We start from the raw sequence: 21,120 nt of genomic DNA, 5'->3' as shown, positions 1-21,120 counted from the left end.
CGTCGACCTCCTCGCCGCCGTGTGCCGCCAGTCTAGGCAGCCGGAGCAGTCGCGCCGGCGACAACGGTGACAGGATGCCCGTGTGCCCTCCCTGACCCGTGACGAAGCCGTCCACCGCGCCGACCTGCTGTCCGTGACCCGGATGGAGGTCGAGCTCGACCTCGACCGGGGGCCCGAGACCTTTCGCTCCCGCACCCGCATCCACCTCACCGCCCGCGGTGACGGGACGACCTTCCTCGACTGCAAGCCGGTCACGCTGCACTCGGCCACCCTCGACGGACAGCCGCTCGACGTGGCCTCCCTCGAGCAGGGGCGACTGCCGTTGACGGTGACCGCCGGTGAGCACGTGGTAGAGGTCGAGGCGACGATGGGTTTCAGCCACGACGGCGAGGGCCTGCACCGGGCGACCGACCCCGCCGACGGCGAGGACTACGTCTTCAGCCACCTTTTCCTCGACGCCGCGCCCGCGGTCTTCGCCTGCCTCGACCAGCCCGACATCAAGGCCCCCTACGCGGTGTCCGTCCAGGCTCCGGAGCAGTGGAAGGTCATCGGCAACGGTGCCTCGACGGTCAGCGAAGGGGGCGTGTGGCACCTCGCGGAGACCAAGCCGCTGTCCACGTACTTCGTCGCGCTGTGCGCCGGGCCGTACGTGTCCGTGCACGACGAGCACGACGGGATCAACCTCGGCTTGTGGGCGCGTGCGTCGATGGCCGGGCAGCTCCGGGAGCACGCGGACGAGATGCTCGCGGTGACCCGGGCCAGCTTCGACTACTTCCACTCGATCTTCGGCATCCGCTACCCCTTCGACGACTACGACCAGGTCTTCGTCCCGGAGTTCAACGCCGGCGCGATGGAGAACCCCGGCTGCGTCGTGCTGCGAGACTCCTACCTCTTCCGCGGGGCGGTGGGGCGCGACGAGCTGCTCACCCGCGCCAACACGATCAGCCACGAGATGGCGCACATGTGGTTCGGCGACCTCGTCAGCCCGCAGTGGTGGGATGACCTGTGGCTCAACGAGTCCTTCGCCGAGTACATGGCCCACCGCTGCCTGGTGGAGGCCACGGAGTACACGGAGGCGTGGATCGACTCGACGATGTCGCGCAAGTCATGGGGTTACTCGGCCGAGCGCAAGCCCTCGACCCACCCGGTCGCCGGCTCACCCGCACCCGATGCGAAGTCCGCCCTCGCCAACTTCGACGGCATCTCCTACGCCAAGGGCGCCGCGGTCATCCGCCAGCTGATCGAGTTCATCGGGGACGACGCCTTCCTCACCGGTATCCGGGCGTACCTGAGCGCGCACTCCTTCGGCAACGGCACGCTCGCGGACTTCCTGCGCGCGATGGAGGAGGCGAGCGGGCGCGAGCTGGACACGTGGAGCCGCGGCTGGCTCGAGACCGCCGGTGTCGACGCCCTCGAGGTGGCCCGGATGGCCGGGACGCTCTGCCGTACCGCTCCGGAGGAGTACCCCGCGGAGCGTCCGCACGTCCTCGACATCGCGACCTACGAAGGGGGCGTGCAGACCTCCCGCGTCGACCTCACCCTCGAGGGAACCGAGGCCACCGTGCCCGGCGTCGACATGGAGGCGCCCCTCGTGCTGCCGAACGCCGGCGACCGTACGTGGGCCACGCCCATCCTCGACGAGCAGTCCCTCGACGCCCTGCGCGGCCAGCTGCCGATGCTGTCCGACGCCCAGGCGCGGGCGGTCATCTGGATCGGGCTGCGGGATGGCGTTGCCATGGCGCGCGTCGACCCGCGCCTGCTGGTCGACCTCGGCGAGGACGCGCTGGTCACCGAGGACAACGACTCGATCTTCTCCCGCGCCGGGATGCACCTGACCGGTCGCGTCATCCGCGTGCTGCTGCCGGACGAGGAGGAGAGCGCCGCAAGGGCGCGCATGGCCCGCGTCGGTGAGAAGGTCCTCGCCGCTGCCGACCCGGGGTCCTCACGGGCGCTGCACGCCGCCCGCCTGATCGCCCGCACCACGGACGACGTCGAGGGCCGCTTGGTGCCCTGGGCCGACGGGCGCGACCTGCCCGCCGGCCTCGAGGGCGATGCCGACTTCCGGTGGATCCTGCTGGGGCAGCTCAGCCGCCGTGGTGTCATCGGCGCCGAGGAGATCGACCGTGCACTGGCCGAGGACAGGACGATGACCGGGCAGCTCGGCGCGCTGACCGCCCGCGCCGCGATCCCCACCGCTCAGGCGAAGGCGCAGGCCTGGGCGGACCTGACGACCAACCGGGAGCGCAGCAACCACGAGCTCGTCGCCATCTCGGCCGGCTTCTGGGGGCCGGAGGACCTCTCGCTCGTCGAGCCCTACGTCGAGCGGTACTTCACCGAGGTCCCGCGGATGACCGCATGGCTCGGCGAGGACGCCCTCTCGCAGGTGACCGCGATGAACTACCCCTCACGCTTCGTCAGCGAGGAGACGCTCGCGCTGTCGCGGTCCTGCCTCGCCCGCGCTGACCTGCAGCAGGGGGTGCGCCGCAAGATGGTCGACGCGCAGTCCGAGCTGGAGGAGGCCCTTGCCTCGCGGAGGGCCTTCCCGGGCTGACTCCTCCGCCGCCGGGACGAGGAAGGGGCACGCCCTGGGTCGTTCGTTCCGGGTCCTGAGGCGTGAGTCCGCTCAACGGGCGAGCCTCGAAGGGGCACCCCTGAGCCGGGCGCACTCGCGTCCTCGCACTGGCCGTTCTTCGTTCGCTTGGCCGGGAAATGTCGAGCTGGCCGGGACGTCGGCCCCTGACCGCGACACAACCCGGTCAGGATCAGATGACCCGGCCGAGCCGCGCTGTCGCGGCCGAACCGCGGCTTTCCCGATCAGACCGATGCCTGCGCCCCGGGGCGCAGGCGCCTCAGGCCGTGATGACGATCCGGCCGGTGCTCGAGCCACCGGCGATCCGAGTCAGCGCGGCGGGGGTGTCCGCGAAGTCGAACCGCTCCGCCACGAGCGGCTCGATCTGGCCGGCGTCGGCCAGGCGCACCAGCTCGGCATGGCAGTCCTGCACCGACTGCGGGTCGTGCTGCTCGTACAGTCCCCAGTGCAGGCCGAGGATCGTGTAGTTCTTGACCATCGCGTGGTTCAGGCGCGGCTCGGGGATGCGCCCGCTGGCGAAGCCGACGATGATGATCCGTCCCTCGAAGGCGATGCACTTCGTGCTCGCGGTGTAGGCCGAGCCGCCCACCGGGTCGTAGACGACGTCGGCGCCGTGCCCCTGGGTGACCTCCTTGACCCTGGTGATGATGTCCTCGGCCTTGCGGTCGATGACCACGTCGCAGCCCATCCGTTCGGCGATGGCGACCTTGTCGGTGCCGCCGACGACGCCGATGACCCGCGCTCCTGCGGCCTTGCCCAGCTGGACGGCAGCCGACCCGACGCCACCGGAGGCAGCGTGGACGAGGAGGGTCTCCCCTTCGTGCAGGGCGGCCCGCCGGTGCAGACCGAACCAGCCGGTCTGGTAGCTGATCATCAGCGCGGCGCTGGCCGCGTCGTCCAGGCCCGCCGGCGCGGGGTAGGTCTTGATCGCCTCCATGAGGCACTCGCTCGCGAAGCCGCCGTGCGGCACCGCGGTCCCGCCGAGCACCCGGTCGCCGACGGCCACGTGGGTCACGCCCTCGCCGACCTCGAGCACGTCACCGCACACCTCCAGGCCGGGGACGAAGGGGGGCTCGGGCCTGACCTGGTACTCGCCGGCGCACATGAGGGTGTCGGCGAAGTTCACCGCGCTCGCGCGCACCTGCACGCGCACCTGCCCGGGGCCGGGCGTCGGGCTGGGGGCCTCGACGAGGGTGAGGACGTCGGCCGGGGTGCCGAGCTGTTGGGCCTGCCACGCGCGGATGCTCATGCCGGGGAGGGTACTGACCTCACGGATCCGTGCGCCCGTGCGTTCACATGGTGTGACGACATCCACCATGATCGGATCCATGACCACTCGGCACGCGCTGCTCCCGACAAGCATCGGCGAGCTCACTGCCGTCCTCGATGGGGCCCCCGGTGCACCTGTGCTGGTCGGCCTGTACTTCCCGGGGCACTGGACGCTGCCGGACCCGGACACCTTCGGGCGGCGTACGGGCACGGACGAGCCGGTCCTGACCGCTCTCGCGACCCAGCTGGGGGAGTACCTCGACGGGGAGCGACGCGATTTCGACCTGCCGCTCGACCTGCGCGGCGGCGAGCACCACCGACGGGTCTGGCAGCGGCTGACCCGCATCCCCTACGGCGAGACCCTCACCTACGGCGAGCTCGCCCATGAGCTCGGTGGCGCCGCCCAGTCGGTCGGCCGGGCGGTCGGTGCCAACCCGATCTCGATCGTCGTGCCCTGCCACCGTGTCGTCGGGGCGGACGGCTCACTCACGGGATATGCGGGTGGGATCGAGCGCAAGCGAGCGCTGCTCGCGCTCGAGGAGCCGGCGGCCCAGGAGCGCGATGCCCTCTTCTGAGGTGGGACTGCCTCCCTTCGAGCTCGTGGTCACCGAGCACGGACCGCGGGTGCTCGCGATCTGCCGCTCCCGCCTCGACCCGGCGGACGTCGACGACGCGTGGAGCGAGACCTTCCTCGCGGCGCTGTCCGCGTGGCCGGACCTGCCGCCGGACCTCGACGCCGCGGCCTGGCTGGCGACCGTCGCCCGTCGCAAGTGCACCGACGTCCACCGGGCCCGCGCCCGTCGTCGCGCCGATCCGGTCGCCGAGCTACCGGACGTCCCGGGCGAGGACGACCCGCACGACGACGAAGGGGTGTGGCGGCACGTCGCCGAGCTGCCCACCAAGCAACGCCAGGTGATCACCTACCGGTACCTCGGCGGGTTGTCCCACGCCCGGGTCGCCGAGCTCGTCGGCGGCACCGAGGCGGCCGCCCGTCGCGCGGCCAGCGACGGGCTGAAGACCCTGCGGGAGAAGGAGATCCGATGAACGACCTCGACCATCTGCATGCTGCCCTCGTCGAGCATGCCGCCGCCGCGGACCTGCTCGACGTCGCCTACCGCGTCCTCGACTCGCCGCTGGGGCCGCTGCTCGTCGCGGCGACGGGTGCGGGTGTGGTCCGGGTGGCCTTCGCACTGGAGGGCCACGACGCCGTCCTGGCCGACCTGGCCGACCGCGTGAGCCCCCGGGTGCTGCGCGCCCCCGCACGACTGGACACGGCCGCGCACGCGCTCACCGACTACCTCGAGGGTCGCTCGCAACGGGTGGACGTGCCCGTCGATCTGCGCCTGCTCAGCGGCTACCGCCGTCAGGTCGTCGACGCCCTGCCGACGATCGGGTACGGGCGCACCGCGACGTACGCAGAGCTGGCGGCCGCCACCGGACGACCGCGGGCCGTCAGGGCGGTCGGCGGCGCCTGCGCCAACAACCCGGTCCCGCTGGTCCTGCCGTGCCACCGGGTGGTCCGCAGCGACGGGAGCGAAGGGGGCTACCGCGGCGGGCCCGAGGCGAAGCGGTTGTTGCTGGCCCTGGAGCGCCGCGGCGCGTCGTCGTCACCGCACCCCCCCTTGCCGTGGCCGCAGTGATGGACGATGATCCGACCATGGACCCGACAGTGGCGTCGGTGGATGTTGTGACCGACCGTCTCGCCGCACCCGGGCCCCCCTGTGACTTGACGCGAACCGATGGGCCCATGGGGGTGGCGTGCCGTGCGTGACGTGCTCGAGGAACTGGTCCAGTGGTGGCGTGCCGGCGAGGACGTCGCCATGGGCACGGTCGTGGCGACCTGGCGCTCATCGCCCCGGGGGCCGGGCGCCTCGATGCTCATCGGACCCGGCGGCCAGGCCGTGGGATCGGTCTCCGGAGGGTGCGTCGAGGGTGCGGTCTACGAGGTCGGCGAAGAAGTCCTCCACGACGGCACACCGCAGCTGCATCGGTACGGCGTCAGCGATGACGACGCGATGGCGGTGGGCCTGACCTGCGGTGGGATCCTCGACATCTACGTCGAGAAGGTCTCCCCGACGACCTTCCCCGAGCTCGAGGGCGTCGCCGAGGACATCGACGGTGGGCGACCCGTGGCCGTCGCGACGGTCGTCGAGCACCCCGACCCCGCGTGGGTGGGGCGTCGGATGGTCGTCCACCACGAGGACCACTCCGGGGCCATCGGCAGCGACCGTGCCGATGCGGCGGTCCTCGACGACGTGCGCGGACTGCTCGCCGGAGGCCACAGCGAGACCCTCACCTACGGCCCCGACGGTGAGCGACGGGGGGAGGGCATGCGGGTCTTCGCCGCCGTGTACGCGCCTGCCCCGCGGATGCTCGTCTTCGGCGCGATCGACTTCGCTGCCGCCTGTGCGCGGATCGGGTCCTTCCTCGGCTACGAGGTCACCGTGTGCGACGCGCGCCCGGTCTTCGCGACGCGGACCCGCTTCCCCGAGGCCGACGAGGTGGTCGTCGACTGGCCGCACCGGTACCTCACTGCCCAGCTGGAGGCGGGGCGCATCGACTCGCGCACGGTCATCTGCCTGCTCACCCATGACCCGAAGTTCGACGTGCCACTGCTCGAGGTGGCGCTGCGTGCCCCGCAGGTCGCCTACGTCGGCGCCATGGGCTCGCGCCGCACGCACGACGACCGGATGGCCCGGCTGCGGGAGAGCGGCCTGACGCAGGAGGAGCTGGACCGGTTGTCCAGCCCGATCGGTCTGGACCTGGGCGCGCGCACTCCAGAGGAGACCGCGGTGAGCATCGCCGCCGAGATCATCGCCCACCGCTGGGGAGGGCAGGGCCAGCCCCTGACCGACACCCGCGGACCGATCCACCACACGAACCGTGACGGGGCACCCGACGAAGAAGCCCCGGCACTCCTGGACCACCAGATCATGACCTGACGGCACACCAACGAAGGAGTCAACGATGACCCGGATCAGTGTCCAAGTCGACGGTGTCGAGTACACCGACGACGTCGAACCACGCACGCTGCTGGTGCACTACCTGCGCGAGCAGCTCGGCAAGACCGGGACGGTGGTGGGGTGCGACACGAGCAACTGCGGCGCGTGCACCGTGCACCTCGACGGGTCGAGCGTGAAGTCCTGCACCGTGCTGGCCGTCCAGGCCGACGGCCAGGCCGTCGACACCGTCGAGGGCCTGGCGAAGGACGGCGAGCTGCACCCCATGCAGCAGGCCTTCACCGACTGCCACTCGCTGCAGTGCGGCTACTGCACGCCGGGGATGATCATGGCCTCCATCGACCTGCTCAAGGACAACCCCGACCCCACCGAGGAGGAGATCCGTACGGGGCTGGAGGGCAACCTCTGCCGGTGCACCGGGTACCAGAACATCGTGCGGGCCGTGCAGCAGGTCGCGGGGAGTGAGCGGTCATGACCGCCGTCGACGACAAGCCGACCAGCACGACCTCGCAGATCGGTGTCTCGCGCAAGCGTAAGGAGGACCGCCACCTCGTCACCGGACGCACCACCTGGGTGGACAACATGATCCTGCCGGGCATGGTCCATCTGGCCATCCTGCGCAGCCCGATGGCCCACGCGAAGATCGCCTCGATCGACGTCAGCGGCGCTCGCACGGCGCCCGGTGTCCTCGGCGCGTGGTCGGGTCGCGACTTCGCCGACGTCCAGGGAGACCTGCCCTGCGCCTGGCCGGTCACGCCCGACATGGTCAACCCGGGGGCGCCGTCCCTGGCCGTCGACCAGGTCAACTTCGCCGGTGACGCGGTCGCCGTCGTCGCCGCCCGCACCAAGGGCGAGGCGGTCGACGCGCTCGAGGAGATCGACGTCGACTACGAGCCCCTGCCGGCGGTCCTCGACCTCGAGGCCGCGCTCGCCGACGGTGCCGACCTCGTCCACGAGTCCGCTGGCACCAACAAGTCCTACTCCTGGGAGCTGGACTCCGCGGCCGCCGGCTCCGGCGGGTCCGTCGAGGACGCGGCCCGCGACGCCGAGGTGACGGTGAAGCGGCGCTTCATCCAGCAGCGCCTCAGCCCCGGCTTCATGGAGCCGCGCTCGGTGGTCGTCCAACCGGCCGACGAGGCGGTGACGATCTGGTCGAGCACGCAGATCCCACACATCCTGCGCACGATGCTCGGCCTGACCCTGGGCATCGACGAGCACAAGGTCCGGGTCGTCGCGCCCGACGTCGGAGGTGGTTTCGGTGGCAAGATCACCATCACGCCGGAGGAGGTCATCGCGACCCTCGTGGCCCGCGAGCTGGGCCGCCCGGCCAAGTACACCGAGTCGCGCTCGGAGTCGATGTCGGCCGCGCACCACGGTCGCGGCCAGATCCAGGACCTGACCATCACCGCCACCCGGGACGGGAAGGTGACCGGTCTGGACGTCCACCTCATCGCCGACATGGGTGCGTACCTGCGGTTGCTCACACCGGGCGTCCCGGTGCTCGGGGCCTTCATGTTCCCCGGCATCTACAAGTTCCCGTCCTACCGCTTCCGGTGCGACGGGGTCTTCACGACCAAGGTGCCCACCGACGCCTACCGCGGCGCCGGCCGGCCCGAGGCCACCTTCGGCATCGAGCGGATCATGGACGAGCTCGCGGCCGAGCTGGACATGGACCCGCTCGAGCTGCGGCGCAAGAACTGGATCACGCACGAGGAGTTCCCCTTCACCACCGTCGCGGGGCTCACCTACGACTCCGGCAACTACGAGGCGGCGACCGAGAAGGCCCTCGAGCTCGCGGGGTGGGAGGAGCTGAAGGCAGAGCAGGCCCGACGGCGCGAGAGCAACGACCCCGTCCAGCTCGGGCTGGGCATCTCGACCTTCACCGAGATGTGCGGTCTGGCACCCTCACGTGTCCTCGGGTCGCTCGACTACGCCGCAGGCGGCTGGGAGAGCGCATCAGTTCGGGTCCTGCCCACCGGCAAGGTCGAGGTCGTCACCGGCATCAGCCCGCACGGCCAGGGGCACGTCACCGGCTTCAGCCAGATCGTCGCCGACCGGCTCGGGGTGCCCTTCGAGGACGTCGAGATCATCCACGGCGACACCCAGAGCTCACCCAAGGGACTGGACACCTACGGGTCCCGGTCGTTGACGGTCGGTGGTGTCGCGGTCGTCCAGGCGGTCGACAAGGTGATCGAGAAGGCACGCAAGATCGCCGCGCACATGATGGAGGCCAACGAGGACGACCTCGAGTACGCCGACGGGAAGTTCTCCGTCGCCGGCGCCCCGAGCTCGTCGGTGCCCTTCGGGGACATCGCCTTCGCGGTGTTCTCCGCGCACGACCTGCCCGAGGGCATGGAGCCGACGCTGAACTCGGAGGCCACCTACGACCCGGGCAACTTCTCCTTCCCCCACGGCACCCACCTGTGCGCCGTCGAGGTGGACACCGAGACCGGGCACGTCGCCATCCGCACCTACGCGTGCGTCGACGACATCGGGACACCGATCAACCCGATGCTCATCGACGGCCAGGTGCACGGCGGACTCGCCCAGGGGATCGCCCAGGCGTTGTACGAGGAGGCGGTCTACGACGACGACGGCAACCTCGTCACCGGTTCCTTCGTGGACTACACCTTGCCCACGGCGGCGGACCTGCCCACCTTCCACACCGACCGGACGGTGACCCCGTCCACGGACAACCCCTTGGGGGTCAAGGGTGTCGGCGAGGCCGGCACCATCGCCTCCACCCCCGCGGTCGTCAACGCCGTCGTCGACGCGTTGCGGCCCCTCGGCATCAACGACATCACGATGCCATGCACCCCCGAGAGGGTGTGGCGGGCGATCCAAGACCACGCCAACGGTTCTGAAGGAGCAGCCCGATGATCCCCTCCCAGTTCGACTACGTGGCACCACGGACCGTCGAGGAGGCTCTGGCAGCGCTCGCCGAACACGGCGACGACGCCAAGGTCCTCGCCGGTGGCCAGAGCCTGCTGCCGATCCTGCGGCTGCGGATGAACAGCCCGGAGACGGTGATCGATCTGGGGCGCATCCCGCAGCTGCGGGAGATCACCGATGATGGCGATGCCATCGTGGTCGGCGCCATGGCCACCCACGACGAGGTGCGCAAGAACCCCCTCGTCAGCGAGCATGCCCGGCTGCTGTCGGTGACGCTCGCGGAGGTGGCTGATCCGCAGGTGCGCCACCGCGGCACCCTCGGCGGTGCGCTCGTACACGCCGACCCCGCCGGGGACGTCGGCGCACCCGCCCTGGCGCTCGACGCCGAGATGGTCGTCGTCGGCCCGAACGGCTCGCGCACCATCCCGGCGGAGGACTTCTTCGTCGGGCTCTTCACCAGCGCCGTGGGGGAGGACGAGCTGCTCACCCAGATCCGCATCCCCAAGCACACCGGGTGGGGAGCCCATTACGAGAAGTTCGTCCGCCTGGTGCACCAGTGGTCGATCGTCGCGGTGGCTGCCACCCTCAAGGTCGAGGGCGGCAGCATCGCCGATGCCCGGGTGGCGCTGACCAACATGGGGGCCACCCCCCTTCGCGCCCGATCCGTGGAGCAGGCCCTGATCGGGCAGGCTCCCACTGCCGACGCCGTCCGCGAGGCGGCGGCGAAGGCGGCCGAGGGCACCGACCCACCCTCCGACCTCAATGGCGGAGCCGACTACCGGCAGCATCTGGCGGGCGTCCTGACGCGCCGCGCCGTCCTCGCTGCAGCAGGAGCGTGAACCATGGATCTGGAGCACCAGTTCACCGTCAGCGCGCCCATCGACACCGCCTGGGCCACGATGATGGACATCGAAGGGGTCGCGGAGTGCTTCCCCGGAGCCACCCTGACGTCCGCGGACGGTGACTCGTTCGAGGGCACGGTCAAGGTCAAGCTCGGGCCGATCGCCATGGTCTACAAGGGCAGCGGGGCCTTCGCCGAGCGGGACGACAGCGCCCACCGGGCCGTCATCGAGGCCAAGGGCAGGGACAAGCGCGGTAACGGCACGGCCGGGGCCACGGTGACGATGAGCATGACCGAGTCCGGCTCGGACACCTCGGTGACCGTCGTGACCGACCTCAACGTCACCGGCAAGCCCGCGCAGTTCGGCCGGGGCGTCATGCAGGACGTCTCCGACAAGCTGCTCGGGCAGTTCGTCGACTGCCTCGCGACGAAGGTGGCGGGCCCGGCCGCGCAGGAGTCGGCAGCACCGGCGGCGGAGACGCCCGCATCGGCGGACACGCCCTCTGGTGGGTCCGCTGCCGACGCAGGCGCCGGCGCGGCTCCTGCGACGAGCTCGGACTCCGGAACCGACTCCGGGGTCGCCGCAGCCCCTGCCGCCGCAGCCATGCCCGCGGCGGCCGTGACGGGGGCTGCCGCATCCTCGGGCCGACCTCCCGAGTCGGCGTCGCCCGCCCAACCCGCTTCCACGGGCGCGGCGGCGCCCGCGTCCGGAAGTGGGTCCCGAGCCTCGACCGGCAGCGCCGGCGCGAGGTCCGGCGGTGGCTCCAGCGATTCCCTCGACCTCGGGGCCGCGGTGATGCCGGCGATCCTGCGCAGCTACGCCCCGTACGCGGCCGTCGGGGTCGCGGGTCTCGTGCTCGGGTGGCTGCTCGGGCGTGGTCGGCGTCGTCGCCGGGCGGCGGCCCGCTGCTGCTGCCGCAAGGGTGGGGCCTGACCACCGGACACTGGCCGAGGTGCTCGCTCGCGGCTCGGGGCCGTCCTCCAGGGATGGCCCCGGGCCGTTGACGCACCGTAGCTCTTGAAACCGGGTTCAGGTGTCTCTAGTCTCCGAGGACACGACTCGAAGAGGAGCTTGACATGGTGGCCGTACCGACCGTGACCGGAAGCATCGACTCCGCCGACCTGGGCCGCGTGCTGGCCCACGAGCACGTCTTCGTCCTCGGCGAGGAGTACCGGCAGAACTACCAGGACGACTGGGACGAGGACACCAAGGTCGCCGAGGCGGTCGAGGAGCTGGGCGCGCTTCCGTCCCTGGGCATCGACACCATCCTCGACCCCACCGTCCTCGGGCTCGGGCGCTACCTGCCACGAGTGCAGCGCGTCGCCGAGCAGATCGACCTCAACATCGTCGTGGCGACCGGCCTGTACACCTACAACGAGATCCCATTCCAGTTCCACTACAGCGGTCCGGGACTGCTCTTCGACATGCCGGAGCCCCTCACCGAGCTCTTCCTCAAGGACCCTGCGTGAGGGGATCGCAGGCACCGGTGTGCGCGCCGGTTTCCTCAAGTGCGCCATCGAGGAGCAGGGCCTGACCCCGGGCGTCGAGCGGGCCATGCGCGCGGTCGGCCAGGCGAGCGCACCGAGCGGGGCTCCCATCACGGTCCACACCAACCCGCACACCGGGTCGGGCCTCGTCGCCCAGCGCGTGCTCGCGGAGGAGGGGGCCGACCTGTCGAAGGTCGTCATCGGCCACTCCGGCGACACGACGGATCTCGACTACCTGATGAAGGTGGCCGACGCCGGCTCCTATCTCGGCATGGACCGCTTCGGCCTGGACGTGCTGCTGCCCTTCGAGGACCGGGTGGCGACCGTCCTGGAGCTGCTGCGGCGGGGATACGCGGAGAAGATGGTGCTCGCGCACGACGCCGCGTGCTTCATCGACTGGTTCGACCCCGAGGCCAAGCGGCAGGCCGTGCCCCGGTGGAACTTCCGCCACATCAGTGAGGACGTCATCCCCGGCCTGCTCGAGGGCGGTGCCAGCGAGCAGGACATCGAGACGATGCTCGTGAGCAACCCGAGAGCGTACTTCGAGCGGTAGTGCCGGCTCAGCCCAACGAGTCGACGAGCTCCACGACCCGACGGGTGAAGATCCGCGCCTCCTCAGGCTGGTACTCGCCGAGGGAGGGGTCGCTGAAGAGGTGCCCCTCGCCCTGGTACTCCACGTAGGCGAACTCGCCCCCGGCCCGCTCGACGTCCTCCTGGAGCTGCTCGTCGATCATGGCGTCGAACTGCCGGTCCTCCTCGTGGAAGGGGTCGCCGGCGGTCACGTGGACCTCGCCGGCGACGCCGGCGGGCCACGTCGCCCCCAGATGGTGCATCGGGATGCCGCCGCCGACCATGACGACCGCCCGGGCGGTGTCGGGACACTGGGCGGCCACCCACTGGGCGATCGCTGCACCGACGGAGAAGCCGACGGCGACGAAGGGGGCGCCGACCCCCTTCGCCACCTCGAGGCCGCGGACCTGCAGGGTCTCCTCGCCGATCTCCTTGGTGCGGGCCATGCCGCTGGGGTAGTCGTCGAAGGTCTGACCGTCGTACGGGTCGACGGTCGTGACGTCGTGGCCGGCGTCGGTCAGGGTGTTGGCGAGATCGGTGATTCCCTGACGGACACCGAGGATGGACGGGAAGAGCAGGACGTGGGCCATCTCGCCACCCTAGGGCCGGGCCGCGACGCCGTCAGCGGGCGAAGACCGGTGTTCGCTTCTCGACGAAGGCGCTGGCGGCCTCGACGTGGTCCTCGGTCAGGCCGCACTCCTTGTGCCGAGGGACCTCCGCACGCATCGCCTCGGACAGGGTCTGGAACGGCACCTCGCGCAGGTTCTGCTTGATGTGCGCCAGCGCCAGGGCAGGCCCGTCCGCCAGCCGTCGAGCCATCTCGTGGGTGCGCTCCGCGAGCTCCTCCTCGGGCGCCATCTCGTTGAGCAGCCCGAGATCGAGGCAGGCCTGACCGTCCAGGCGCGGGTTGAGCAGGAGCAGTTCGCGGGCCCGGGCCGGTCCGACGAGCTGGTGGAGGAACCACGCCACGCCGAAGTCCCCGGACAGCGCGACGGTGGCGAAGGCCGTGGCCATGACGCAGCGCGGTGTGCCGATGCGCAGGTCCGCGGCGAGGGCCAGACCCAGACCGGCGCCCGCGGCAGCGCCCGGGAGCGAGGCGAGGACCGGCTTGGGGAAGGTGTGGATCCGACCGACGGTCAGCTCCTGGTGGTGGACCTGCTCGGCCACCGCCGCGGGATCCACCTCGCTGGCGCCGCCCCCTTCGCCGCCATCGGCATCGAACTGCTGGACGTCCCCACCGGCGCAGAAGGCACGCCCGGCGCCGGTGAGGACGAGCGCCCGGACCCGGGAGTCGTCGGCACTCTCCTGCAGCAGCTCACCGAGCCGCTCGATCATCGGCTCGGACATGGCGTTGCGGCGGTCCGGTCGGTTGAGGGTGATGGTCGCCACCCCGTCGGTGAGGTCGTGCAGGACGTGGTCGGTGTCGGTCATGGGGAGCTCCTCGGGTGTGGAAGGGGGTGGGTGGACACAGTGGGTCAGCGGCGGGTGAGCACGGACGGGATGAAGGCGACGGCTGCCGCGAGGGGAAGGACGACGAGCGTCAGCATGGCGCGTGCCAGGCCGATCTGGGCACTGAGCCCGCCGACGGTCGCTGCCCCGAGGCTGCCCCCCATGAGGAAGACGAGGGTGAGCAGACCGAGGGCGCCACCCCTGGTGTGGACCGGGACGGAGTCGGCGACGAGTGCCGTCATGGCGGGCTGCCCGAGGCCGAAGGACAGCATCAGCGCGAGCGTCGCGAGGACGAGCAGGGGACCGGAGACCAGGGCCACGCCGCACGTGGCCAGGCTGAGTGCGAGGGCGGTGCCCAGGGTCGCGAGGAGCTGGCTGCGGGCGGGGCCGAGGCGCACGAGTGCCGGCCCGTTGACGCGGGGGGCCACGATGCCCAGAGCCGCACACGGGATGAGCAGCAGGCCGATCTGCACGCCGGTCCACCCGTGGGTGGTCAGCGCCGTCGGGATGGCCACGAGCATCCCGAACCACGCCGATGGCAGGCTCACGGCCGTCAGAAGGCTCTTGCGGGCGCCGGAGTCCCCGATGAGCGCAGCTTGCACGATGCCGTCCGGATGCCGACGTGAGCGCAGGACCGCAACTGGGGCAGCGGTGGCCAGGGCGAGGAGCCCGATGACGGCCGGGAGGGGCCCCAGGGTGGCCCACTGCAGGGCGATGACGGCCCCCGTGGCCGCGACAGCGATGAGCGCGGCACCGGGCGCGTCGAGGGTGGCGCCGGTCTGGCGCCGGGTCGGCAGATCACCCCACAGCAGCGGCATCACGAGGAGAGCAGCGAGGGGGATGGCCACCACGGGACGCCACCCGAGCGGTTCGACGAGCATGGCACCGATGACCGGGCCGAGGGCGTTGACGGTGGCCCCGACGCCGGCGTACGTGGCCATCGCCCGCGCTCGTGAGTCGCCCTCGAAGACGGCCTGCACGGCCGCCAGCGTCAGGGCCGGGACGGCCGCGGCGCCGAGCCCCTGCAGGGCGCGGGCGGTGATGAGCGCCGGCAGGTTCGGGGCGAGCGCGCCGGCGCAGGCGGCGGCCACCATGATCGCCAGCCCGAGCGCCAGGGGCGCCCGGATGCCGAAGATGTCGCCGAGCCGGCCGAAGACCGCGCTGCCGACCGCCAGGGCGAGGGAGTAGCAGCTGACGACGAGCGCGGCCCGACCCGTGGTGACGTCGAGATCTGTCGCGATGGTCGGCAGGGCGACGGCGACCGCTGCGCTGCCCAGGCCGGTCACGCCGAACAGGACCGCCAGGCCCGTGGCCACGACGCCACGCACCTCGGTCCGGCTGGACGTCAGTTCTGCCACGGGGCCTCGATTCGGACTTGAATATGAATCAGAGTTCAAGTATACATTCCTCAACACGTTCTTGCTCGAGGAGGAGAGCCGCATGAGCTCACCATCATCGCCCGAGGCGCCGGAAGTGGGCGCGGGCGCCCCGCTGTCGGCTCTGCTCATCGACTTCGGTGGCGTGCTCACCACCCCGATCTCCGACGCCTTCGGTGCGCTGAGCGCCGAGGCCGGACTGGCGGCGGGTGAGGCGCTGTCCCTGCTCGCCGGTCACGAGGGTGCCCGCACGGCGCTCCGCGAGCACGAGGAGGGCCGCCTCGACGACGAGGGCTTCGAGGATGCCTTCGCGCAGGCGCTCGCCGAGTCCGGTGGCCGGATGGAGGCTCGTGGGTTGCTGGCGCGCATCGAGGCGCGCATGCGGCTGGACGAGCCGATGGTCGAGCTGGTCCGCGAGGTGCGCCGACAGGGCGTCCCCGTGGCGCTCGTGTCCAACTCCCTGGGACGTAACTGCTATGCCCGGGTCGACCTCGACGAGCTCTTCGACGTCACCGTGATCTCCGGCCGGGTGGGCGTGCGCAAGCCCTCGCGGCGCATCTACGCCATGGCCTGCGAGCAGCTCGGTGTCCCGCCGGAGCAGTGCGTCCTCGTCGACGACCTCGAGCACAACCTCGTCGGCGCGGCACGTCTGGGCATCGTCGGGATCCACCACCGGCAGGCGGGCGAGACCGCGGACCGCGTCCGCGAGCTGCTCGACCTCCCCGCCACGACGACCGCCACCCCGTGACCCAGTGCCCCCCCACCCAGCCAAGCCACATCAGCAAAGCCAACCAAGGACGGTTCAGATGTTCGATCTCAGTGAGCGTGGTCAGGAGTACCACGACAAGATGCTCGCCTTCATGGACGAGCACGTCTACCCGGCCGAGTCGGTCTACCGGGAGCAGATGGCTGCGGCCGGCGACCCCAACCACCACCCGCAGGTCCTCGAGGACCTGAAGGCGCAGGCACGCAGCCAGGGTCTGTGGAACCTCTTCCACCCGCACCCGGAGTGGGGCCCGGGCCTGACCAATCTCGAGTACGCGCACCTGGCCGAGATCACCGGCCGCAGCATCGAGATCGCCCCCGAGGCGATCAACTGCAACGCCCCCGACACCGGCAACATGGAGGTGCTCACCCTCTTCGGGACCGACGAGCACAAGGAGAAGTACCTCAAGCCGCTCCTCGCGGGTGAGATGGCCTCCGCCTTCGCCATGACCGAGCCGGCCGTCGCCAGCTCGGACGCGACGAACGTCGAGACCCGGATGGTCCGCGACGGGGACGAGTACGTCATCAACGGTCGCAAGTGGTGGACGTCCAACGCTCTGCACAAGAACTGCAAGGTCATGATCGTCATGGGCAAGACCGACCCGGACGCCCCGACCCACCGACAGCAGTCGATGATGGTCGTGCCGATCGACACCCCGGGCGTGACGATCGAGCGTGGTCTGCCGGTCTTCGGCTACATGGACCGCGAGGGCCACGCCGAGGTGACCTTCACCGACGTGCGCGTGCCGGTCGATGCCCTCCTCGCCGGTGAGGGGGACGGCTTCATGATCAGCCAGGCCCGCCTCGGGCCGGGGCGCATCCACCACTGCATGCGCGCCATCGGCGTCGCCGAGCGGGCCCTTGACCTGATGATCGACCGGGCGCAGAGCCGCACGGCCTTTGGTGAGCCGATCGCCAACCGTGCCAACATCATGGACTGGGTGGCCGAGTCGCGCATCGAGATCGAGATGGCCCGGCTGCTCACCCTCAAGGCCGCGCACATGATGGACACGGTCGGCAACAAGGTGGCCCGCACGGAGATCGCGGCGATCAAGGTCGCCGCTCCCAATGTCGCACTGAAGGTGATCGACCGGGCCATCCAGGTGCACGGCGGAGGCGGCGTCAGCGATGACTTCCCGCTGGCCATGTGGTACGCACACATGCGTACGCTGCGTCTCGCGGACGGGCCCGACGAGGTGCACAAGATGACCATCGCCCGTCGCGAGTACCGGCGGCGCAGCCCCGAATGGGGCAAGAAGAAGTAGAACGGTCGGGACGAAGGAGACGCGATGCAGGATGCGAGCGACGGCAACGACGTGACCGAGGGACTGGACCCGCAGGCCATGTCGACCTGGCTGAAGGATCTGGGGATCGGCATCGAGCCGCCCCTGACCTTCGCCAAGGTGGGTCTGGGCCAGTCCAACCTCACCTATCTCGCGACGGACGCGAAGGGGGAGCGGCTCGTCCTGCGTCGTCCGCCCCTGGGTGAGCTGCTCGCCTCCGCGCACGACGTGGCGCGGGAGCACCGGATCCTCTCGGCGCTGCAGGGGGGCGACGTCCCACTGCCGGTCGTGCACGGGCTGTGCGAGGACCCGGCCGTCACGGACGTACCCGTGCTCGTCGTCTCCTTCGTCGACGGCGCGGTCCTCGACGAGCGCGCCGACGCCGAGATGCTCTCCCCCGACGCCCGTCACCGGGTCGGCTTCTCCCTCGTGGAGACCCTCGGGCACATCCATCAGGTCGACCTCGAGGAGGTCGGCCTGACGGACCTGGCCAGCCACAAGCCCTACGGCGCCCGGCAGCTGCGCCGGTGGTCGCGCCAGTGGGACCTGTCGAAGACCCATGAGCTGCCCGAGCTGGAGCGGCTGACCGAGCGGCTGAGAGCGCTCGACCCCGGACCGGGCGAGATCGCCCTGGTCCACGGCGACAGCCACCTGCGCAATGTCATCATCGACCCGCGGGCGGCCACCGTCCGCGCCATCCTCGACTGGGAGCTGTGCACGCTCGGGGACCCGCTCGCCGACCTCGGTACCCTGCTGGCCTACTGGCCGCAGCCGGGGGATCCGCCGTCGATGCGCTTCGACGCCTCCATGGTCGCCGGATTCGCCACTCGCTCGGAGCTCGTCGAGCACTACGCGAGCGTCACCGGTCGCGACGTCTCGGCAGTGCCCTTCTGGCACGCGCTCGGTCTGTGGAAGCTGGCGATCATCCTCGAGGGCGTGCGCCGGCGGCAGCAGGACGACCCGCGCAACCTGACCGCAGTGGGTGCCATCCCGGCCTCGGCGGTCGACGAGATCGTCGTCTGCGGGCATCGGGTGGTGGACGGGGGCTAGATGTACTGACCACGGAGGTTAGGCACACAGTCCAGGGTGTCGACGTGACATGAGGACGACCTCCGGGTGAGGTGTGGAGCTGTCAAGGAACCGCTCCTCAACCCGGAGGTCTTCAATGCCCCACGCTAACGCCCCGTTGTCTCCTACCGGTCGCCTGCGATTGGCCCGGTGCGTCGTCGAGGACGGCTGGCCGCTGCGACGGGCGGCCGAGCGGTTCAGCGTCTCGGTGACCACGGCCAGACGGTGGGCCGAGCGGTACCGCGCCCAAGGCCGTGCCGGCATGGTCGAGCGCTCCAGCCGGCCAGCTACCTGTCCGCACCGCACGTCCCGGCATCGCGAGCGACGGGTGGTCGGCCTGCGGGTGAAGCGCCGGTGGGGACCGGCCCGGATCGCCTACCACCTGGGCATGCCCCCCTCGACCGTGCACAAGATCCTCACCCGGTACCAGTGCCTGCGCCTGTCGTGGACCGACCCGGCCACCGGCGCGCCCGTACGGGCGCAAAGGCGCAAGGTCCGCCACTACGAGCACGAGGCCCCCGGGGACTTGGTCCACGTCGACATCAAGAAGCTCGGGCGCATCCCCGACGGTGGGGGACACAAGGTGCACGGACGTCAGCGAGGCAAGCGCAACTCCGGGGCCACCCGCCCGGGCTACTGGCACATCCACAACGCCGTCGACGACCACTCCCGCCTGGCCTACAGCGAGCTGCTGCCCGATGAGCGCCAGGAGACCGCCTCGGCCTTCTGGGCCCGCGCGAACGCCTACTTCGCCGCGGCGGGATCACTGTGACACGGGTGCTGACCGACAACGGGTCCTGCTACCGCTCACGCGCCTTCAACGAGGCCCTCGGCGAGGACGTCAAACACAAGTTCACCCGCCCCTACCGGCCGCAGACCAACGGCAAGGTCGAACGGTTCAACCGCACCATGCTCGAGGAGTGGGCCTACGCCCACGCCTACGGCAGCGAGGCCGAGCGCGTCGCAGCCTTCCCCGAGTTCCTCCATCACTACAATCATCACCGCGGCCACACCGCACTCAAGGGCTCCTCACCCGCCGACCGCGTACCCAACCTGAGTGGGCAGAACACCTAGACGGCACCTCTCTGGGTGTGTCCGGTGAACGGTGTAACCGGCATCTTCTTGTTAGAGGTTCTCCGCGGCCGGCATGCGGTCGGCGAAGGTGACGGCGAAGGCGTTCAGGGCTGGCTTCCACCGGGTGACCCAGCGTGCCTGCCCGGTGCCCCTGGGGTCCAGTGACCTCGTGACCAAATACAGCGTCTTGAGCGCTGCCTGTTCGGTCGGGAAGTGACCCTTGGCGTTCACCGCCCGCCGGTAGCGCGCGTTCAAAGACTCGATCGCGTTAGTCGAACAGAGCACTCGGCGGATCTCGACGTCATAATCCAGGAACGGGATGAACTGCTCCCACGCGTCGCGCCACAGTCGGGATATCGCCGGGTAGGCCTTGGCCCATTTCTCCTCGAACTCCTCGAACGCGGCCCACGCGGCCTGCGGTGAGGGCGCCGTGTAGATCGGGCGCAGGTCGCGGGCGATGTGGTCCCAGTACTTCTTCGAGGCGTACCGGAACGTGCCTCGGATGAGGTGGATGATGCAGGTCTGGACCGTAGCCAGTGGGAAGACCTGGTTGACCGCGTCCGGCAGGCCCAACAGGGGCGTCGCAGACGATGAAGAACACATCGCCCACGCCGCGGTTCTTGATCTCGGTGAGCACGCTCATCCAGAACTTGGCGCTCTCGCCGTGCCCGGCGGTACCGGCCCACAGCCCGAGCACGTCTCGTCGACCCTGCAGGTCGACGCCGATCGCGGCGTAGAACGGCCGGTTACCGACCTGCCCGTCACGGACCTTGACATGGATCGCGTCGATAAAGATCGCGGCGTACACCGGCAGCAGCGGCCGGGCGCACCACGCCTGCATGTCCTCGAGCACCCGGTCGGTGATCACACTGACCCGATCCTTGGACACCGAAGCGCCGTAGACCTCGGCGAAGTGGGCGCTGATCTCTCCCGTGGTCAGGCCCTTGGCGTACAACGAGAGCACGACCGTGTCCACATCGCCCAAGCGGCGTTGCCGCTTGCGGACGGTCTTCGGCTCGAAGCTGCCCTCGCGGTCACGGGGGACCTCGATGTCGACGGCTCCGACGTTGTCGGTGGTCACCGTCTTCGTGCGGGTGCCGTTGCGGGAATTGCCACTCCCACGACCTTCGACGGCGTGCTTGTCGTACCCGAGGTGATCGTTCATCTCCTCATCGAGACCGGTCTCCAGGACGGTCTTGGTCAACGTCTTCAACAGCCCCTCTGGCCCCGTCAGGTCCTCACCACGAGCACGGGCGGCCTTGACCAGCTCACGCACCGCGGCCTGCTCAGCCTGGGCTGTTTGGGACTTCTGCACGGTCTTCTTCAGCGAGCTCATGCCCGCAAGGTTCTCGGTCATCACGACCCCTTCCCGCCGACCTACGTCGGCGTGTCGGGCCGGTTACACCGTTATCCGGACAGTCCCGCCGGTTACACCGTTATCCGGACAGTCCCACCTCTCTGTGTCAAGTCGTCTCGAGTGGTCCGGTTGCAGGGT

At 70.5% G+C, this 21,120-nt stretch carries 18 protein-coding genes and 2 pseudogenes; 15 read left to right on the top strand and 5 right to left on the bottom strand.

The genetic code is table 11. The features are described from left to right. Nucleotides 1–82: 82 nt before the first annotated feature. A complete protein-coding gene (gene pepN / locus BJY20_RS05565) occupies nt 83–2,551 on the top strand; it encodes an aminopeptidase N (protein ID WP_185990608.1) in 2,469 nt (822 codons plus the stop codon). Between the two features lie 298 nt (nt 2,552–2,849). Here pepN and BJY20_RS05560 read toward each other — a convergent pair whose 3' ends face one another. Continuing rightward, complete coding sequence (locus tag BJY20_RS05560) at nt 2,850–3,839, bottom strand: NADPH:quinone oxidoreductase family protein (protein ID WP_221935253.1); 990 nt, start codon at nt 3,837–3,839, stop codon at nt 2,850–2,852. A 79-nt stretch (nt 3,840–3,918) separates the two neighbouring features. On the opposite strand from BJY20_RS05560, the gene BJY20_RS05555 reads away from it, so the two are divergent. The 10 genes from BJY20_RS05555 to BJY20_RS16280 all read left to right on the top strand — a co-directional run bounded on the left by BJY20_RS05555 (nt 3,919) and on the right by BJY20_RS16280 (nt 12,593). Further along, nucleotides 3,919–4,434 carry a methylated-DNA--[protein]-cysteine S-methyltransferase gene (locus BJY20_RS05555; protein ID WP_185990607.1) on the top strand — a complete coding sequence of 172 codons (516 nt, stop codon included), beginning with the start codon at nt 3,919–3,921 and terminating at the stop codon, nt 4,432–4,434. Continuing rightward, nucleotides 4,421–4,903, top strand: coding sequence for an RNA polymerase sigma factor (locus BJY20_RS05550; protein WP_185990606.1), 483 nt, complete (start codon nt 4,421–4,423; stop codon nt 4,901–4,903). The genes BJY20_RS05555 and BJY20_RS05550 overlap by 14 nt, the downstream gene beginning before the upstream one ends. Continuing rightward, a complete protein-coding gene (locus tag BJY20_RS05545) occupies nt 4,900–5,499 on the top strand; it encodes a methylated-DNA--[protein]-cysteine S-methyltransferase (protein ID WP_185990605.1) in 600 nt (199 codons plus the stop codon). Before BJY20_RS05550 ends, BJY20_RS05545 begins: the two co-directional genes overlap by 4 nt. A 123-nt stretch (nt 5,500–5,622) precedes the next feature. Continuing rightward, nucleotides 5,623–6,801: an XdhC family protein gene (locus tag BJY20_RS05540; RefSeq protein ID WP_185990604.1), complete on the top strand. Its 1,179-nt coding sequence runs from the start codon at nt 5,623–5,625 to the stop codon at nt 6,799–6,801. 25 nt (nt 6,802–6,826) lie between these two features. Further along, nucleotides 6,827–7,294 carry a (2Fe-2S)-binding protein gene (locus tag BJY20_RS05535; protein ID WP_185990603.1) on the top strand — a complete coding sequence of 156 codons (468 nt, stop codon included), beginning with the start codon at nt 6,827–6,829 and terminating at the stop codon, nt 7,292–7,294. Beyond that, nucleotides 7,291–9,699, top strand: a complete 2,409-nt coding sequence (locus BJY20_RS05530) for a xanthine dehydrogenase family protein molybdopterin-binding subunit (protein WP_185990602.1) — start codon at nt 7,291–7,293, stop codon at nt 9,697–9,699. Before BJY20_RS05535 ends, BJY20_RS05530 begins: the two co-directional genes overlap by 4 nt. Then, on the top strand, nt 9,696–10,550 hold the full coding sequence (locus BJY20_RS05525; protein WP_185990601.1) for an FAD binding domain-containing protein: 855 nt from the start codon (nt 9,696–9,698) through the stop codon (nt 10,548–10,550). The genes BJY20_RS05530 and BJY20_RS05525 overlap by 4 nt, the downstream gene beginning before the upstream one ends. Before the next feature lie 3 nt (nt 10,551–10,553). Then, nucleotides 10,554–11,486 carry an SRPBCC family protein gene (locus BJY20_RS05520; protein WP_185990600.1) on the top strand — a complete coding sequence of 311 codons (933 nt, stop codon included), beginning with the start codon at nt 10,554–10,556 and terminating at the stop codon, nt 11,484–11,486. Nucleotides 11,487–11,629: 143 nt separating this feature from the next. Then, a complete protein-coding gene (locus BJY20_RS16285; protein WP_281366021.1) occupies nt 11,630–12,022 on the top strand; it encodes a phosphotriesterase family protein in 393 nt (130 codons plus the stop codon). Between the two features lie 19 nt (nt 12,023–12,041). Beyond that, the gene (locus BJY20_RS16280; protein WP_343062787.1) at nt 12,042–12,593 is read left to right on the top strand and encodes a phosphotriesterase family protein; all 552 of its coding nucleotides are present in this window, start codon (nt 12,042–12,044) and stop codon (nt 12,591–12,593) included. 7 nt (nt 12,594–12,600) lie between these two features. On the opposite strand, the gene BJY20_RS05510 is transcribed toward BJY20_RS16280, so the two are convergent. From BJY20_RS05510 to BJY20_RS05500, 3 genes are read right to left on the bottom strand one after another with little or no spacing between them, the layout of a single operon-like run. After that, nucleotides 12,601–13,200 (bottom strand): dienelactone hydrolase family protein, encoded by a 600-nt coding sequence (locus BJY20_RS05510; RefSeq protein ID WP_185990599.1) that lies wholly within the window; start codon nt 13,198–13,200, stop codon nt 12,601–12,603. Between the two features lie 31 nt (nt 13,201–13,231). Then, nucleotides 13,232–14,041 carry an enoyl-CoA hydratase-related protein gene (locus tag BJY20_RS05505; protein WP_185990598.1) on the bottom strand — a complete coding sequence of 270 codons (810 nt, stop codon included), beginning with the start codon at nt 14,039–14,041 and terminating at the stop codon, nt 13,232–13,234. A gap of 44 nt (nt 14,042–14,085) precedes the next feature. Further along, nucleotides 14,086–15,417 (bottom strand): MFS transporter, encoded by a 1,332-nt coding sequence (locus BJY20_RS05500; RefSeq protein WP_343062786.1) that lies wholly within the window; start codon nt 15,415–15,417, stop codon nt 14,086–14,088. Nucleotides 15,418–15,499: 82 nt separating this feature from the next. On the opposite strand from BJY20_RS05500, the gene BJY20_RS05495 reads away from it, so the two are divergent. The 4 genes and pseudogenes from BJY20_RS05495 to BJY20_RS05480 all read left to right on the top strand — a co-directional run bounded on the left by BJY20_RS05495 (nt 15,500) and on the right by BJY20_RS05480 (nt 19,625). Next, nucleotides 15,500–16,183 carry an HAD family hydrolase gene (locus tag BJY20_RS05495; protein ID WP_185990596.1) on the top strand — a complete coding sequence of 228 codons (684 nt, stop codon included), beginning with the start codon at nt 15,500–15,502 and terminating at the stop codon, nt 16,181–16,183. A 58-nt stretch (nt 16,184–16,241) separates the two neighbouring features. Further along, entirely contained in the window at nt 16,242–17,465 is a 1,224-nt protein-coding gene (locus BJY20_RS05490; protein ID WP_185990595.1) for an acyl-CoA dehydrogenase family protein, read from the top strand. 24 nt (nt 17,466–17,489) lie between these two features. Beyond that, nucleotides 17,490–18,533, top strand: a complete 1,044-nt coding sequence (locus tag BJY20_RS05485; protein ID WP_221935251.1) for a phosphotransferase family protein — start codon at nt 17,490–17,492, stop codon at nt 18,531–18,533. Between the two features lie 115 nt (nt 18,534–18,648). Then, a pseudogene (locus BJY20_RS05480) lies at nt 18,649–19,625 on the top strand (IS481 family transposase). Nucleotides 19,626–19,676: 51 nt separating this feature from the next. On the opposite strand, the pseudogene BJY20_RS05475 reads toward BJY20_RS05480, so the two are convergent. Continuing rightward, nucleotides 19,677–20,961: pseudogene (locus BJY20_RS05475) on the bottom strand (IS256 family transposase). Nucleotides 20,962–21,120 lie beyond the last annotated feature (159 nt).

It is taken from the genome of Janibacter cremeus (assembly GCF_013409205.1).
GTDB classification, from domain to species: Bacteria; Actinomycetota; Actinomycetes; order Actinomycetales; family Dermatophilaceae; genus Janibacter; species Janibacter cremeus.
Note: the sequence above shows the minus strand (reverse complement) of the source record. Positions and strands in the feature narration are given on the sequence as shown.